This window comes from Pseudonocardia sp. CA-142604, from assembly GCF_050948475.1.
Lineage (GTDB): Bacteria > Actinomycetota > Actinomycetes > Mycobacteriales > Pseudonocardiaceae > Pseudonocardia > Pseudonocardia alaniniphila.
This window is the reverse complement of sequence record NZ_CP192045.1, coordinates 2,740,762-2,756,651: the sequence shown is the minus strand read 5'-3', so window position 1 is coordinate 2,756,651 and position 15,890 is coordinate 2,740,762. Positions and strand designations below refer to the sequence as shown.

The following is a 15,890-nucleotide window of genomic DNA, read 5'->3' as shown; positions in this document are numbered from 1 at the left end:
CAGCCGAGAGTTCTCCGTGATCAGCCCGGGGGGTAGTGGCTGGTGTCGTTGACCAGCCGGACGCTGGCGCCGCCGTCCGGGTAGAAGTCCACGATGGACAGCGCGGCCAGGTCGAGATGCAGGCGGTAGAGGATGCTCGGGCCGCCCTGCAGGGCATGGCGCAGCAGCATCTTGATCGGTGTCACGTGGCTGACCACCACCACCGTGGCGCCCGGGAACTGCTCCAGCACGGCGGCCTGCTCGTCGGCGATCCGCCTGCCGACCGCGGCGAAGCTCTCCCCGCCGGGTGGTGCGACGTCCTCGGAGCCGAGCCACGACGCGTGCAGCTCGGGGTCGCGCTCCTTGGCCTCGGCGAACGTCAGGCCCTCCCAGGCCCCGAAGTCGGTCTCGATCAACCCCGGCCGGACGACGAGGGGCGCACCCGTCGCCTCGGCGACGGCGGCCGCGGTCTGCCGGGCACGCAGCAAGGGCGAGCTGAGCACGGCGGCCACGTCGGGCAGGGCGCCGAGCCGGACGGCGGCCGCGGCGGCCTGTCGCAGGCCGAGCTCGGTGAGCTCGGGGTCGCCGTGCCCGGAGTAGCGGCGCTGCACGGACAGGGCGGTCTGCCCGTGCCGCAGGAGCAGGAGTCGCGACGGGGCGCCGACCTGCCCCGTCCACGACGCCGACGCAGGAGCGGTGGCGATGCCGGGCTCGCTCACGGTCCCGTCAACCGGGCCGCTTGCGCGTCCATCGCCTTGTTGGCGAGCGTGTCGGCCCGGGTGTTGCGGGCACGGGGGATCCAGCCGAACCGGACCGAGCCGACCTCGCGCACGAGCCGCCCCGCCTCCAGCGCCAGCGGCTTCATCGCCGGATGCTTGACCTGCCAGCGCCCGGACATCTGCTCGACGACGAGCTTCGAGTCCATCCGGACGTCCACCTCGGTGGCGCCCAGCTCGATCGCCGCCCGCAGCCCGGCGATGAGGCCCTTGTACTCGGCGACGTTGTTGGTGGTGACGCCGAGCCCCTCGGAGCACTCGGCGAGCACCTCCTCCGTGGCCGAATCGAGCACCACGGCGCCGTAGCCCGCGGGACCGGGGTTGCCGCGCGAACCGCCGTCGGCCTCGACGATCAGCTTCACAGACCCGACTCCTTCGTCCGCACGAGGATCACGCCGCATTCCTCGCAGTGGACCACCTCGTCGTCGGGCGCGGCCCGCAGCTCCGCGATGGCGGTGCGGTCCAGCTCCAACCGGCACGCCTGGCAGCGACGCTGCAGCAGCAGCGCCGCGCCCACGCCCCGCTGCTCACGGCGCTTGTCGTACGCGGCGAGCAGGTCGGCCGGGAAACCGGGAAGCGCCTCGTCGCGGGCCCGGCGCCGGCCGGTCTCAGCGGCGTCGATGTCGGAGAGCGCCGAGTCGCGCCGCGTGGTGATCTCCGAGAGCTTCTGCTCCGCCGCGGCCAGCGCCGCACGCGAGTGGTCGACGTCGGCGCCGATGGCCTCGCGCTGCTCCATGATCTCGAGCTGCTCGTCCTCCAGGACGCTCTGGCGCCGGGCCAGGGTCTCCAGCTCGTGCTGCAGGTCGGTGGCCTGCTTGGCGCCGATCCCGGCACCGGTGAGCATCTGGTTGTCGCGCTCGGTGCGCGCACGGACGCCGTCGACGTCACGCTCGATGCGGCGGATGTCGCGGTCGAGGTCACCCGCGGCGGTCTCCACCTCGACGAGCTTGTCCTTGGCCGTGCGGACCGCCGCCTCGGCGCCGGTCAGCTCGGCGTGCTCCGGCAGGTTGCGGCGCCGGTGCGCGAGCCTCGTCAGCTCGGCGTCGATCTCGGCGAGATCCAGCAGCCGGCGTTGGACGGCAGGGTCGGCCTTCACGCGGCCATCACATCCATCCCATCCATTTGTCATTGCCTCCCGGTCAGGGGCGCCACCGACCAGGGATCGGTGCAGCGGTGCGAAACGCGGACCTCGACGCTACCGCCAAGCGATTTACCAACGATGTCCGCCGCCTGCAAACACCACGGCCACTCCGACGCCCAATGGGCGACGTCGACGAGCGCCGGCGTCGGGCGGCCCGCGAGCGTGCCGGCCAGCAGGTGCTCCGACGCCGGATGGTGGCGCAGGTCGGCGGTGACGTAGGCATCGACGCCTGCGCGGATCGCGGCGTCCAGTGCGGAATCCCCCGCCCCGCCGCAGACCGCAACCCGCTCGATCACACGATCGGGGTCTCCCGCGGCGCGCACGCCCCACGCCGTGGCCGGCAGCGCCGCGGCCACCCGTTCGGCGAACGTCGCGAGCGACTCCGCCGCCGGCAGCGTGCCGATCCGGCCGAGCCCACGAGCCGAGGGCAGGTCGGCGAGCTCGATCACGTCGAACGCGGGTTCCTCGTACGGATGCGACGCCCGAAGCGCGGCGACGACGGTTGCGCGTCGGCTGCGCGGGAGCACCATCTCGAGCTTCGTCTCGGCCACCCGTTCCAGCTTGCCGACCGACCCGATCGTCGGCTGGGCACCCTCGAGGGGCCGGAACTGTCCCGTGCCGGCCGTGGCGAAGGAGCAATGGCTGTAGTTGCCGACCAGCCCCGCGCCCGCCGCGGACAGTGCCTCGTGCACCTCGGTGATCGCCGGGCCTACCGGAATGAACGTGACGATCTTGTCGAACGGCTCGTCCGGAAGTCCGACCAGCGGACCCGTGACGTCCAGGCCGATCGCCGCCGCCAGCGCGTCCGAGACGCCGGGGTCGGCGGAGTCGGCGTTCGTGTGCGCGGTGTAGAGCGCGGTGCCCGAGCGGATCAGCCGGTGCAGCAACGCGCCCTTCGGGGTGTCCGCACCCACGCCGTGCACGCCACGAAGCAGCAACGGATGGTGGGTGACGAGCATCTGGGCGGCGCCCTCGCTGCCGTCGATCGCCTCGGCGACCGTCTCGGGCACCGGGTCCACGGCGAAGAGCACCGACGACACGGGATCGGCGGGGTCACCGCAGACCAGGCCGACCGCGTCCCAGTCGGCCGCCAGCGACGGCGGGTACGCGGTCTCCAGCGCGGCGATCACATCGGCGACGGTCGCGGTCATGCGCCGACCTCCACGAGCGCATCGGCCAGGACGGCGGCGAGCCGGGCGACCTGCGCCGCCGGACGCACCGCGACCCGGACGTGGTCCGGGCCGAGACCCGGGAAAGTGTCCCCGCGGCGCACCGCGACACCGGCCTGACGCAGCACGGCGCGCACCCGTTCCCCTCTCCCCTCTGGCAACCGCAGCAGCAGGTAGGGCGCGCGGCCCGGCAGCACCGTGACCCCCGGAACAGCAGCGAGCAGCGCAGCCTGCTCGGCGCGGGCCGCGACCAGGCGCTCCGCGGCCCGCTCGGACTCGGCGACGGCCTCCGGTCCCGCACAGGCGATCACGGCCTCCAGCGCAGGCGTCGAGACGGGCCACGGAGGCCGGGGCGCAGCGAGCCGGGCCAGCAGGGCGGGCTCGCCGAGTGCGTATCCGGCGCGCAGCCCCGCGAGCGCCCAGGTCTTGGTGAGGCTGCGGAACACGAGCAGCCCGGGGACGTCCACGTCGCCGGCGAGGGACTCCGGTTCCCCCGGGATCGCGTCGGCGAACGCCTCGTCCACCAGCAGCACCCGGCCCGGCGCCGCCATGGCCCGGACGTCAGTGGCCGGGTGCAGCACCCCGGTGGGGTTGGTGGGGTTGCCGACCACGACGAGATCGGCCTCCGCCGGGACATCGCCGGGACGCAGCCGATGGCCGTCGTACTCGCTGGTCAGGACCCGTACGACCGGCACTCCCGCGGCCCTCAGCACGGCCTCGGGCTCGGTGAACCCCGGGTGCAGCACAGCTGCCAGCCGAGGGCGCAGGGCCGGCAACAGCGCGAACCCCTCCGCGCTGCCGGCGAGCACCAGCACGTCGTCAGCGCTGCGCCCGTGCCGCGCCGCGACGGACTCGCGGGCGAGGGCGTCGTGCGCGGCGGCCGGGTAGCGGCCGAGCCCGTCCAGCGTCGCCGCGAGCCGGTCACGCAACCACGCCGGCGGTCCGGTGCCCTGGACGTTCACGGCGAAGTCGAGCAGGCCGGGTTCGGCGTCGACGTCGCCGTGGTGACGCAAGGCTGCGGCACCATCCGCAGCGAGGCCATCCGGCGCGTGATCCATCGCAGCAGCCTACGGGGCGCCGAACGAGGGCAGCTCGCTCAGCGCCCCATCACCCGCTCACCCTCCGAACATCGCGAACACGAACACCGCCGCGAAGACCACGCCGATCGCGATCCCGACGCACGACAACACGACACCGGCGATGGCGAGACCACGGTCGCTGATGAAACCGATCTTCGCCAGGCGCAGCGCCTTCAACCCGAGCACCAGCCCGACCACACCGAGCGCTGTGCCGATCAGTCCGACCAGGGGGATCCACCCCAGCAGGAACGCCAGCATGCCGAACGCGAACGAGATGGGCCCGGTGTTGGTCACCGGGGCCTGCTGCATGGGTGACGGCACGGCGTACACGGGCACGGGGTGCGCCGGGTACGGCGACTGCGGCGGGTGGAACCACTGCAGCGGGTACTGCGGGCCGGGTGGTTGGGGCGGGCCGGGCGTCTGGTCGGTCACGGTGGCTCCTCGGGGTCGATCACGGTGTCGCCTCCCCCATCACGCCCGTTACGCACCCCTTCGTCCCGTCCTCGCAGCGTCTTCGGTCTCCTCGCAGACGCCGTGCGCTCTGCGAGGACGACAGTGCCCCTGCGAGGACGCCACGGGACCGCCCGGCCAGACTCGTCCCATGAGCGACACTCACCAACCGCTGCGTGTGGTCTTCGTCTGCACCGGCAACATCTGCCGCTCCCCCATTGCCGAGAAGGTGTTCGTTCACGAGTTGCAGCGCGCGGGCCTGGCGCACGCCGTGGAGGTCGGCAGCGCGGGTACCGGCAGCTGGCACATCGGATCACCCGCCGACGAACGCGCTGCGGCGTTGCTGCGCGCCGAGGGCTACCCCGACGAGCACACGGCCCGTCAGGTGGACGCCGAGCTGCTCTCGGCCGACCTGCTCGTCGCGCTCGACAACTCCCATCGCCGCGCGTTGCAGTCGATGGTCCCCGAGCCCGAACGGGTGCGGCTGCTGCGTTCGTTCGACCCCGCCGCGCCCGCCGGGGCCGAGGTGCCGGATCCCTACTACGGCAACGCCGACGGGTTCACCGAGGTGCTCACCATGATCCGGGCGGCCATGCCGGGAATGCTGGAGTGGGTGCGGAGCCGGGCGTGAACGTCCTCGGCGTCGCGGTACGCACCAGCGCACCGCTCGGTGGCGGGGCCGTGCGCGCGGAGCTCGCCGACGGGCGCACCGTCGTCGTCAAGAACGCGGAGGAGAGCTCCCTCGCCGCCGAGGCGGCCGGGCTGCGGTGGCTGCGGGTGCCGGGCGGGACTTCCGTGCCCGCCGTGCTGGACGTCGACCCGCAGCGGCTCGTCACGGAGTTCGTCCCGCGCGGCTCACCCGACGCCGGAGCCGCGGCGGCGTTCGGCCGCAGCCTCGCCCATCTGCACGGTGCCGGGGCCCCTGCTTTCGGCGCTGCCCCGCCCGACGGGCCGACCGCGGCCTGGATCGGGCGGGCACCGATGCGCAACGAGCCGTCCCCGGGCTGGGCGGAGTGGTTCGCAGCGGACCGCGTGCTGCCCTACCTGCGTGCAGCGTCGGACGCCGGGGAGCTGACGGGTGAGGAGGCTGCCGTCGTCGAGCGGGTGTGTGACCGGCTGCCTGAGATCGCCGGTCCGGCCGAGCCACCCGCTCGACTGCACGGCGACCTGTGGTCGGGCAACGTTCTGTGGTCCCCGAGCGGCGCATGGCTGATCGACCCCGCCGCCCACGGCGGGCACCGCGAGACCGACCTGGCGATGCTCGCGCTGTTCGGCTGCCCGCACCTCGACGCCGTGCTGCGCGCGTACGACGAGACGGCGCCGCTCGCCGCGGGCTGGCGCGAACGGGTGCCGCTTCACCAGCTCTTCCCGCTGCTCGTGCACGTCGTGCTGTTCGGCCGCGGCTACGCCGGGCAGGCCGTGGCGGCGGCGCGGGCAGCTCTACGCCTGGGCTGAGCTGCCACCTCCGAACGGAGCGGCGCCTCCTCCCAGACCGATCGGACGAGAGTGTCGGCGCGCGGGCGGTCAGCGCCAGTCGTCGAGAACGTAGAGGTCAGCGCGGTCGTAGGCGGGTTCGTTGGGCCGGTGCATGGAGACGCCCGCCGTGTCGACGCGGAATCCGGCGCCGAGAAGATGCCGGTGCGCCTCGTGACGAGCGGTGTTCACCCCCACGGTGAGCCTGCGGGCGCCGGCACCCGCGGCGAAGCCCTGGCAGGCGCCGAGCAGTGCGGCGAACACGTCGGCGGTGTGTGGGCCGGGCCGTACGGCGGCGAACTTCACGTAGACCGTGCCGCTGCCCGCCTCCGTGCCCGCCCCGGAATGGCAGACGGCGAAGCCGCTCGGCGCATCGGGAGCGCCGACGAGCACGACCTCGCCGAGACCCTGGTCGAGCACGGCCGTGATCTCGCCGCGGACGTCGAGCCCCGGGTGGATCGAGTCGGTCACCGCGGCGCAGGCGTTCAGCAGTGCCTGACGGCTCGCGGGCGCCGCGGCCGACATGCGCCAGCCCAGCACGGGCTCTTCCCCGCCCACCCGGCGCGACATGATCACCGTGAGGTACCGCGGCCAGAACCCGAACTTGTGGTAGAGCCAATGGTGCATCGGGCTCTGCGGGAACGTGAACAGACCTTGGTGGGTGGCGCCCCGCGCGTCGAGCAACTCCGTGGCCGCCGCGACGAGCCGCGTGCCCACACCGCTGTTCCACATGCGCGGCGTCACCGACAACGGCCCGAGGAAACCCACGCTGCCCCACAGCGTCACCAGCGTGGAGCCGACCAGCACGCCGTCGACCAGGCCGGCGAGCGCGACGGTGTGCGGAGCGCGGAAACGCGTGCGGAGCACCTCGGTGTCGTCGTTCATGTCGATGCCGAGGAGGGTGCCGAACGCGTCACGCAGGATGCCGTCCGCATCGTCCAGTTCGGCTTGGAGGAGCGGCCGCACCTCGATCTGCACCACGAAAGGATGGCGCGTCGCTCTGCCGAGCGGACCACCGGGCTACTCCATTTGCGATCTCGTGACCTCGGCGGGTCGGCCCGTCAGGCCAGAACGGTGCAATTCACCCACGGGGAAAACCGGCGGCCCGCGCCAACTCGCGGGTCAGGCCAGATCCGCCAGTTCGGCCAGCGAGTCGCCCATCGCCGCGGCCAGCACGTCGACGTCGGGCATCGCATCGCGGTCGGCGGTGAGTCCGTAGTGGACGCCGCCGTCGTAGGAGGTGACCCCGATCGCGACGGCCTGGCCGCCGGCGAGCGGAACCACCGGGTACATGTCGAGCATCCGCGCGCCCATCGCGTACAGCGGGCGTGGCGGGCCGGGGACGTTGGTGACCAGCACGTTGTAGAGGCGGCTGGAGAACTGGCTGGCCAGCCGCGCGCCAAGGCTGTGCAGGATCGGCGGGGCGAGGCCCACGAGCCCGACCAGCGTCGACGCGCCGACTGCCTGGCCGCTGCGCTTGTGGATCTCCATGGCGTCCCGCACGGCCATGAGGCGAGCCAGCGGATAGGGCTCGGCGACCGGCAGGTCCACGAGGTAGGCGGAGATGCTGTTGCCCGAGCCTTCGCTGCGGCTACGGGCCCGGACGCTCACGGGCACCATCGCGCGGACGCTGGTGTCGGCGGTCAGCGGCTCCCCGCGGCTGATCAACCAGCGGCGCAGCCCGCCCGCGACCACCGCGAGCACCACATCGTTGACGGTGCCGCCGAACGCCTTGCGGACGGCCCGATGGTCGGCCAGCGTGGTGCGTTCCATGCCGTAGCGGCGTTGCTCACCGGTGGCGCCGTTCAGGGGCTGCACCGGGCGCGTCGCCGCCGCGCTGCGCCCGGCGGCGACCACGGCCTCCACCGTGCGCCCGACCGCCGAGGCCGCCTCCCGCACGTCGGCCACCGCCCGGCCTGCGACGTCGAGCGCGGCGCGCGGGCGGCGCAGCGAGTGCGCCGCGGCCATCGCCGCGAGCTCCAGCGCCGACGGCTCGGGCGCGGGGCACCAGTCGTCGGGCGGGCTCTCGCGGGGCTGTGGGGTGAGATCGAGCAGAGCTGCCCCGATGTCCATCGACGCCAACCCGTCGACCATGGCGTGGTGGGTCTTGGTGACCACGGCGAAGCGCCCGTCGGCCAGCCCCTCCACGAGGTAGACCTCCCAGAGCGGACGGGAGCGGTCGAGCTGGCGCGCCAGCAGCCTGCCGACGAGATCGCGCAGGACGTCCTCGGTGCCCGGGGCGGGCAGCGCCGACCGTCGCACGTGGAAGCCGAGGTCGAAATCCGGGTCGTCCACCCACACGGGCAGCCCGAGCCGACCCGGCACGTCCCGCACCTTCTGGCGATAACGCGGGACGAGCGCGAGCCTGCTCCCGATGAGCTCGGTGAACGCATCGGCGTCGAACCGCCCGTGCTCCGGCGGTTCGAACGTCATCACGGCACCGACGTGCATCGCTGCGGTGCGATGCTCCGCGAAGAGGAACGACGCGTCGAGCGGTGAGAGACGGTCCGGCACGGTGCTCATTGTCTCCGACCTGCACGATCGTGTAAGGGCATGGGTGCTGCAGCACGCACGCCCGTACACGAACGGCTGGAGCGGTTACCAGCCCCGGAGCGGGAAGCCGGAGCGTCCCTGATCGAGCAGCTTCACCCCGAGCACCTGGTGCAGCTGGATGTTGTCGCGCTCGAACCCGAGCCGGGACGCGGCCATGTAGAGCCGCCACACCCGGGCCCGCCCGACACCGACCTCGGCCACGGCCTCGTCCCAGTTCGCTTCGAGGTTGGCGCACCACCCGGCGAGCGTGAGGGCGTAGTGCTCGCGCAGGTTCTCCTCGTGCCGGACCTCGAAGCCCGAGTCGTTCATCACGGAGATGAGGTGCCCGACCGGCTCCAGCTGCCCGTCCGGGAAGACGTAGCGGGCGATGAACGGGTCGAGCCTGCGGGTCAGCGGCGTGCGCGGCTGGGTGATGCAGTGGTTGAGCAACCGCCCGCCCGGGCGGAGCCGCTCGTACAGGGACCGGAAGTAGTTCGGCAGCTGGTCCTTGCCGATGTGCTCGGTGAGCCCGATCGAGCTGATCGCGTCGAACTCGGACTCCGGCGCGTCGCGGTAGTCGAGGTGGCGCACCTCGGCGAGATCGCCGAGGCCACGCCGGACGATCTCGGCCTGGGCCCACTCGGCCTGGTTGCGGGAGAGCGTCACACCCAGCGCCTTGACGCCGTGCTCGGCGGCGGCGTGCATGACCATCCCGCCCCACCCGCAGCCCACGTCCAGCAGCCGCATGCCGGGCTGCAGACCGAGCTTCTGCGACACCAGCTCGTGCTTGGCGGCCTGCGCCTCCTCCAGGGTGGCTGACGCCGTGGGGAAGACCGCGCAGGTGTAGGCCATCGACGGGCCGAGCACCCACTCGTAGAACCGGTTGGAGACGTCGTAGTGGTGCGAGATCGCCTTCCGGTCCCGCGCCTTGGAGTGCAGGCGACCCGGCGGCCGGTACTCGAGAGGGGGCGGCGGCTGGCGGTGCCGGAGCCAGAGCGGCAGCAGACGCCGGGCCAGGCGCACCCGCTCGGCGCGCGTCAGGTCGTGCAGCGTGAGGTCGGCCATCGCGTCGAGCACTTCGTAGACGTCGCCGTCGACCTCGATCTCACCCGTGACGTAGGCCCTGGCGAGCCCCAGCGTTCCCGGTGCCGTGACGAGCCGGGCGAGCGCCCGCGGCGTGAGGATGCGCAGGGCGACGTCGGAGCTGTCCGGTCCGGCCTTGCTGCCGTCGTACGCCACGACCCGAATAGGCACGTCCTGGCCGAGGACGTCCGAGATGAGTTGAGCGACCTGCATCATGCCCTCCCTGAACCGGTGACCTTGGAATAAAGGTCGGGCAGCCGGCCGTGCGGGTCGTAGCGCCGCTTGAGCGCACGGTAGGCGGGCCCGTTGTAGTGCTTCCAGAACTCACCCTCGTCGTAGTGCACTGTGGAGTACAGCGACTTGTGTCCGCCGAGGTCGGCGACGAGTTCCTCCACACGCCGGTTGTGCGCGTCCGGCCGCCCGGGAACCTCCGGGACGGTGGACCAGAACCCGACGTTGACATAGAGCTCGCCCGGCTCCATGGGATACAGCGGCCAGCGCTGCTTCCCGCGCAGCCGCAGCGGGCAGAGCCACACCGGCGTGATCCCGACGTCGGTGTGGAACGCGTCGAGGAACTCCGCGAGCCGGTCCACCGGGATCTCGACGTCCTGGATGACCGGCTCTTCCTGCGGCGTGCGGGTGAGCCGGTGGGCCTGGCTGCTGAACCCGATGCGCCGGTCGAAGGCCACGATCTTGCGGTAGACGTCCGAGCGGCGGTAGCGCCGCGGCCACACCCGGCGCACCAGCGGGTGCTGCACGCCGAAGGCCCGCGAGCACCAGAACCAGTCGGTGTCCCAGCGCCAGATGTAGTCGTGCGCTGTCAGATGGTCGACAGTGCGCTCGCGGATGGACCGGTAGAAGATCTGCTGTCCTGTGTAGTCACTCGGCCCCGGCCCCGGATCGTCGGTGAACCTACCGACGGTGAGGTACTGCTCGCCCGGTGTGAACACCGTGCCGTCGACGAAGTCGGGACCGCCCACGGCGTCGGGATCGCACAGTTCGGTGATCACAGAGGCCAGATCGGACGATGCCACGCGCCGGTGCTCCAGCCGCACGTACGGGGCCACCGGTTGCAGTTCGATCTTCAGTCGCAACGCGTAGCCGAGCGTGCCGTACGAGTTGGGAAAGCCCTGGAAGAGGTCGGCGTGCTCACCGTTCGGCGTGGCCGTGACGATCTCGCCACCGGGAGTGAGTATGTCCATTTCGAGCACGGACTCGTGCGGAAGACCATGTCGGAACGATGTGGACTCGATGCCCAGCCCCGTGACCGCGCCACCCAGCGTGATCGTCTTCAACTGCGGCACGACCAGCGGCATCATCCCGCGCGCCAGCGTGGCGGAGACGAGGTCCTCGTAGGTCGTCATGCCCTGCACCTCGGCGGTGCGGGACTCCGCGTCGACGTCGAGCACGCCGGTCAGCGCGGAAGTGTCGAGCCGGGTGGTGTCGGCCGCTGCTCCCGCGCCGAACCGGAACAGGTTCGACGACTTCTTCCCGAGCCGCACGCGGGCGCCCGGAGGCAGCGCCCGGTACTTGCCGATGAGGTCGTTCACCGCGGCGGCGTGCGCCTCGGGTGACACCGCAGGTGGGGCGGATGATCCGGCCACGGTCATGACGGGGACGCTAGTCGGCGAACGGATGCTGCCCAACCGCTCAGATAGGGCTTTCGTCACAGGAGTTGCCCAGCCGCACACAAGTTGTCCGGTTCGTCCAATCCACAGTGGCCTCTGCCCCGGCGGGTCATGGTCTGATGTGGACCGTGACCTCCCCAGGACTCGCCTCCCGGGGTTCCCGCGAAGCAGCGCGCACTAACACCGGATCGAGACGATCGTGTGACACTCCGGCCATGCAGCGCGACATCTTCGACGCCGATCACGATGCCTTCCGTTCCCTTGCGCGCACCTTCACCGCGAAGGAGATCACGCCGTTCCACGACCAGTGGGAGCGGGACGGTCAGGTCAGCCGGGACGTGTGGCTGGCCGCGGGCCGCGCCGGGCTTCTCGGCACGGACGTGCCCGAGGAGTACGGCGGCGGCGGGGTGCCCGACTTCCGGTACAACGCCGTGCTGCTCGAGGAGCTCACCAGGGCGGGTGCGACCGGCATCGGCTTCCCGCTCCAGAACGACGTCGTCGCGCCGTACCTGCTGCGGCTGGCCGACGGGGACCAGAAGAAGCGCTGGCTGCCCGGGTTCTGCTCCGGGGAGATCATCACCGCGATCGCGATGACCGAGCCGGGAGCGGGATCCGACCTCCAGGGCATCCAGACCCACGCCCGCCGCGAGGGCGACGACTGGGTGCTCAACGGCTCGAAGACCTTCATCACCAACGGCATCCTCTCCGACCTGGTGATCGTCGTCGCGCGCACCGACCCGGACGCCGGGAGCCGCGGGTTCAGCCTGCTCGTGGTGGAGCGGGGGATGCCCGGCTTCGAGCGTGGCAGGCGGCTGGAGAAGGTCGGGCTGAAGGCACAGGACACCGCGGAGCTGTCGTTCACCGACGTCCGGGTGCCCGCGGCGAACGTCCTGGGCGCACCGGGCAGCGGCTTCGTGTCCCTCATGCAGAACCTGGCGCAGGAGCGGCTCTCGATCGCCGTGGGCAGCGTCGCGGGCGCGGCGCGCGCCCTGGAGCTGACGCTGGACTACACCAAGGAGCGCACAGCCTTCGGCCGGCCGGTCGCGAACTTCCAGAACACCCGCTTCGAGCTGGCCGAGATGGACACCGAGGTGACCGTCGCGCAGGTCTTCGTCGATCGCTGCATCACCGAGCACGTGGCCGGGCGCCTGACGGTGCAGGACGCGGCGAAGGCCAAGTGGTGGGCGAGCGACGTGCAGAAGCGCGTGGTGGACCGCTGCGTGCAGTTGCACGGCGGCTACGGCTACATGCTCGAGTACCCGATCGCCAAGGCGTTCGTCGACTCGCGCGTGCAGGCGATCTACGGCGGCACCAACGAGATCATGAAGGAGATCATCGGACGCGCACTCGTGGGCTGAACCGGTTGGTACGGGCGGATACGGTAGAACCCCCGAATGGCCTTCAGGTTGACGCCGCATGAACGCGGCTTCTACCCGCTGTTCACCCGAGCCGCTGAGAACATCGTCCGTGCCGCGGACGACCTCGCGGCGCTCGTCGCCGCCGATCCCCCCGATCGGCCCGAGCTGGCGAAACGGGTGAAGGACGCGGAGAACGCGGGTGACGAGCTGACCCACGAGATCCTGGTCAAGCTCAACTCCACGTTCGTCACGCCGTTCGATCGCGAGGACATCTACCGGCTCACCTCGTCCCTCGACGACGTGCTCGACGCCATCGAGGAGGCCGCCGACCGGATCGTGCTGTACCGGCTCGGCGCCCTCCCCGGCGGCGTCGCCCGTCAGGTCGAGGTCCTCCGCCGGGCCGCGGCCGCCACCGCCGAGGCGATGCCGCACCTCGCGAGCATGTCGCAGCTACGCGAGTACTGGGTGCACGTGAACTCCCTCGAGGACGAAGGCGACGCGGTCTACCGGGCGCTGATCGCCGAGCTCCTCTCACCGCCCGACGACGTACCGCCTGCCGGCCTGCTGACGATCCTCAAGACCAAGGAGGTCGTCGAAGTGCTCGAGGAGGCCGCCGACGCGTTCGAGACGGTGGCGAACACCGTCGAGAGCATCGTGGTCAAGGAGTCCTGAGGTGGAGCTCACCACGATCGTCGTGGTGATCGTCGTGGCGCTCGCCTTCGATTACACCAACGGCTTCCACGACGCCGCCAACGCGATCGCCACCTCCGTGGCGACCCGGGCGCTCACCCCGCGCACCGCGCTCGTCATGGCCGCTGTGATGAACCTGATCGGGGCGTTCCTCGGCACCGAGGTGGCCACGACGGTGGGGAGCGGCATCATCGAGCCGCCGGAGGGGCCCGCCGGGCTGCTGGTGGTGCTGGCCGCGCTGATCGGGGCCATCGTCTGGAACCTCATCACCTGGCGGCTGGGGCTGCCGTCCTCGTCCTCGCACGCCCTGATCGGCGGTCTCGTGGGGGCGGCGCTGGCGTCGGCGGGGGGCGTGCACTGGGACGGTGTGCTCGACAAGGTCGTCATCCCGATGGTGCTCTCGCCCGTGGTGGGTTGCGCCCTCGCCGCCGCGGTGATGGTGGCGATCCTCTGGATCTTCCGCAGGGGCAGGCCCGAGCCGCTGCAGCGCGGCTTCCGGCACGCGCAGACGGTGTCGGCCGCCGCGATGGCGCTGGGCCACGGGCTGCAGGACGCGCAGAAGACGATGGGCGTGATCGTGCTCGCCCTGGTGGTGGGCGGCTACCACCAGGGGTTCGAGATCCCGTGGTGGGTCGTCCTGGTCTCGGCGGGTGCCCTGTCCGCCGGCACGTACGCGGGCGGCTGGCGGATCATGCGGACGCTCGGCAGGCGGATCATCGCGCTCGACCCTCCGAGGGGTTTCGCGGCCGAGGTCACGGCGTCGACCATCCTCTACACCACCGCCTTCGTGTTCGCCGCGCCGATCTCGACCACGCAGACGATCACGGCGTCGATCCTCGGGGTGGGTGCCACGAAGCGGCTCTCCGCGGTGCGCTGGGGCGTGGCCGGCAACATCGCCATCGCCTGGGTGCTCACGCTCCCGATGGCGGCACTCGCCGCCGCGCTGGCGTTCTGGGCCTTGCGTCCGCTGGCCGGCTGACCCCGGCCTCGATGGTCAGGAGACCTTGCTCGCTGCGAGGCGGGCCCGCTCGGCGTCGATGTCGAGGTTCGGCTGCGGGAACTGCGGGTCCATCTCGGCGAGGGTCTCGGCGAGCAGCGCCGCGACCGCCCAGTTGCGGTACCACTTGCGATCCGACGGCACGACGTACCAGGGCGCGGCGTCGGAGTCGCAGTGGCGCAGCGCGGCGCTGTAGGCCTGCTGGTAGTCATCCCACTTCGCACGGGAGACGAGGTCGCCGGGGTTGTACTTCCAGCGCTTCGTCGGGTCGTCCAGCCGGGCGAGCAACCGCTCGGCCTGCTCCTGCGGCGAGATGTGCAGCATGCACTTCATGATCGTGACACCCTGACCGGCGAGCTCGGCCTCGAACGCGTTGATCTCGTCGTAGCGTTCGCGCAGGGCGTCCTCGGTGATCAGGCCTTCGACGCGCGGGACGAGCACGTCCTCGTAGTGCGAGCGGTCGAACACGCCGATGAAGCCCGGACGGGGCACCTCCCGGCGGATCCGCCAGAGGAAGTGGTGCTCGAGCTCCTCGGGCGTGGGCTTCTTGAACGACGCGATGTGCAGGCCCTGCGGGTTGACCAGCCCACCGACCTGGCGGATCGTGCCGCCCTTGCCGGACGTGTCCATCCCCTGCAGCACGAGCAGGAGCGCGCGCCTGCCCCCGGCGGTCGCCTCCGCGTAGAGGGCCTCCTGCAGGCCGTCGAGACGCTCACCGAGATCGAACGTGCTCTCCGCGGCAGCGGTCTTGTCCTTCGGGCCGAGGGGGCGGCCGCGGGGGTCGATCCCCGAGAGGTCGGGTCCGGCGGGCACGGCACGGAAGGCCTCACGGACGGATGTCCCCATAAATGGAGGGTAGGCCGCCGGACCCGGTGTCACGCCTGTTGTCGCTGGAGTGGTGGTTGTCGCGAGCGGCCACCGCCACCCTGGCGGCCTACGCGCCGGCGCGCGCCTCCGGCTCCTCGTCCGGCCCGGCCACGGCCACCAGGTCGAGCTCGAGGACGAACGGCTCCTCGATGCGCAGCTGTTCCCCCGCCCCGGCCCGCGCGTACTCGTGGTACCGGCCACCGATGATCATGTCGGCCACCGCTGTGCGGCCGTCGTGGTCGATCAGGAGCGAGTACGGGATGCGGCTGCGGGCGTAGAGCTGCGGCTTGAACGAGCGGTCGGCGATGCCGTGGTCCCGTCCCACCACCTCGATCACCATCAGCGCCGCCGCGGCCTCGAGCACCCCGTCGTCACCCTTGCCGTTACTTTCCGTAGCGGCGGTGGTGACCACCAGATCGGGCACCAGCACGCAGTCCGGGCCGAGGCGCAGCGGCACCGCCTCCCGCACCCGCAACCCGTCGGGCAACGCCGACTCGACGGCCTCCCGCACCCGGCTCACCACATCGACGCGCTGTTCGGTGGCGATCGGCCCGATGAACAGGGTTCCGTCCACCACCTCGACATGGCCGTCGTGCGGAAGGTCCAGGAACACGTCCTCGGTCCACGGTCCCTCGTGGTCGAACACTGCAGGATCCACAGCCCCCACC

General features: G+C 71.8%; 15 protein-coding genes and 1 pseudogene. 5 read left to right on the top strand and 11 right to left on the bottom strand.

Features of this window, described 5'->3' with window-relative positions; genetic code table 11:
- Positions 1-20 precede the first annotated feature (20 nt).
- The 5 genes and pseudogenes from ACQPZQ_RS12635 to ACQPZQ_RS12615 form a co-directional block, all read right to left on the bottom strand.
- Positions 21-1,156, bottom strand: a pseudogene (locus ACQPZQ_RS12635) (bifunctional RNase H/acid phosphatase).
- On the bottom strand, positions 1,114-1,851 hold the full coding sequence (locus tag ACQPZQ_RS12630) for a zinc ribbon domain-containing protein (RefSeq protein ID WP_433295243.1): 738 nt from the start codon (positions 1,849-1,851) through the stop codon (positions 1,114-1,116). The pseudogene ACQPZQ_RS12635 and the gene ACQPZQ_RS12630 overlap by 43 nt, the downstream one beginning before the upstream one ends.
- A gap of 29 nt (positions 1,852-1,880) precedes the next feature.
- On the bottom strand, positions 1,881-3,047 hold the full coding sequence (locus tag ACQPZQ_RS12625) for a Nif3-like dinuclear metal center hexameric protein (protein ID WP_433295241.1): 1,167 nt from the start codon (positions 3,045-3,047) through the stop codon (positions 1,881-1,883).
- Positions 3,044-4,123 (bottom strand): Rv2231c family pyridoxal phosphate-dependent protein CobC, encoded by a 1,080-nt coding sequence (gene cobC / locus ACQPZQ_RS12620; RefSeq protein WP_433295239.1) that lies wholly within the window; start codon positions 4,121-4,123, stop codon positions 3,044-3,046. The genes ACQPZQ_RS12625 and cobC overlap by 4 nt, the downstream gene beginning before the upstream one ends.
- A 57-nt stretch (positions 4,124-4,180) precedes the next feature.
- The gene (locus ACQPZQ_RS12615) at positions 4,181-4,576 is read right to left on the bottom strand and encodes a hypothetical protein (RefSeq protein WP_433295237.1); all 396 of its coding nucleotides are present in this window, start codon (positions 4,574-4,576) and stop codon (positions 4,181-4,183) included.
- Between the two features lie 169 nt (positions 4,577-4,745).
- Here ACQPZQ_RS12615 and ACQPZQ_RS12610 point away from each other — a divergent pair, with 169 nt between their 5' ends.
- Positions 4,746-5,225: a low molecular weight protein-tyrosine-phosphatase gene (locus tag ACQPZQ_RS12610; RefSeq protein WP_433295235.1), complete on the top strand. Its 480-nt coding sequence runs from the start codon at positions 4,746-4,748 to the stop codon at positions 5,223-5,225.
- Positions 5,222-6,049, top strand: a complete 828-nt coding sequence (locus ACQPZQ_RS12605) for a fructosamine kinase family protein (RefSeq protein ID WP_433295233.1) — start codon at positions 5,222-5,224, stop codon at positions 6,047-6,049. The genes ACQPZQ_RS12610 and ACQPZQ_RS12605 overlap by 4 nt, the downstream gene beginning before the upstream one ends.
- Before the next feature lie 69 nt (positions 6,050-6,118).
- On the opposite strand, the gene ACQPZQ_RS12600 is transcribed toward ACQPZQ_RS12605, so the two are convergent.
- From ACQPZQ_RS12600 to ACQPZQ_RS12585, 4 genes are all read right to left on the bottom strand, one after another.
- Positions 6,119-7,045, bottom strand: a complete 927-nt coding sequence (locus ACQPZQ_RS12600; protein WP_433295231.1) for a GNAT family N-acetyltransferase — start codon at positions 7,043-7,045, stop codon at positions 6,119-6,121.
- 144 nt (positions 7,046-7,189) lie between these two features.
- Positions 7,190-8,581: a WS/DGAT/MGAT family O-acyltransferase gene (locus ACQPZQ_RS12595; RefSeq protein ID WP_344724136.1), complete on the bottom strand. Its 1,392-nt coding sequence runs from the start codon at positions 8,579-8,581 to the stop codon at positions 7,190-7,192.
- An 84-nt stretch (positions 8,582-8,665) separates the two neighbouring features.
- Positions 8,666-9,895, bottom strand: a complete 1,230-nt coding sequence (locus ACQPZQ_RS12590; protein ID WP_433299158.1) for a class I SAM-dependent methyltransferase — start codon at positions 9,893-9,895, stop codon at positions 8,666-8,668.
- On the bottom strand, positions 9,895-11,292 hold the full coding sequence (locus ACQPZQ_RS12585; RefSeq protein WP_433295229.1) for an FAD-binding oxidoreductase: 1,398 nt from the start codon (positions 11,290-11,292) through the stop codon (positions 9,895-9,897). The genes ACQPZQ_RS12590 and ACQPZQ_RS12585 overlap by 1 nt, the downstream gene beginning before the upstream one ends.
- A gap of 233 nt (positions 11,293-11,525) precedes the next feature.
- Between ACQPZQ_RS12585 and ACQPZQ_RS12580 the strand changes: the two genes are divergently transcribed.
- The 3 genes from ACQPZQ_RS12580 to ACQPZQ_RS12570 are packed head-to-tail and all read left to right on the top strand — an operon-like array spanning position 11,526 to position 14,337.
- Positions 11,526-12,668, top strand: coding sequence for an acyl-CoA dehydrogenase family protein (locus tag ACQPZQ_RS12580; protein WP_433295227.1), 1,143 nt, complete (start codon positions 11,526-11,528; stop codon positions 12,666-12,668).
- Between the two features lie 36 nt (positions 12,669-12,704).
- The gene (locus ACQPZQ_RS12575; RefSeq protein WP_433295225.1) at positions 12,705-13,340 is read left to right on the top strand and encodes a DUF47 domain-containing protein; all 636 of its coding nucleotides are present in this window, start codon (positions 12,705-12,707) and stop codon (positions 13,338-13,340) included.
- A 1-nt stretch (position 13,341) separates the two neighbouring features.
- Positions 13,342-14,337 carry an anion permease gene (locus tag ACQPZQ_RS12570; RefSeq protein ID WP_433295223.1) on the top strand — a complete coding sequence of 332 codons (996 nt, stop codon included), beginning with the start codon at positions 13,342-13,344 and terminating at the stop codon, positions 14,335-14,337.
- 15 nt (positions 14,338-14,352) lie between these two features.
- Here the strand turns inward: ACQPZQ_RS12570 and ACQPZQ_RS12565 are convergent, their stop codons facing one another.
- Together ACQPZQ_RS12565 and ACQPZQ_RS12560 are read right to left on the bottom strand one after the other, a co-directional pair.
- Entirely contained in the window at positions 14,353-15,201 is an 849-nt protein-coding gene (locus tag ACQPZQ_RS12565; protein WP_433295221.1) for a PPK2 family polyphosphate kinase, read from the bottom strand.
- An 88-nt stretch (positions 15,202-15,289) separates the two neighbouring features.
- Positions 15,290-15,880, bottom strand: coding sequence for a Uma2 family endonuclease (locus ACQPZQ_RS12560; protein ID WP_433295219.1), 591 nt, complete (start codon positions 15,878-15,880; stop codon positions 15,290-15,292).
- Positions 15,881-15,890: the final 10 nt, after the last annotated feature.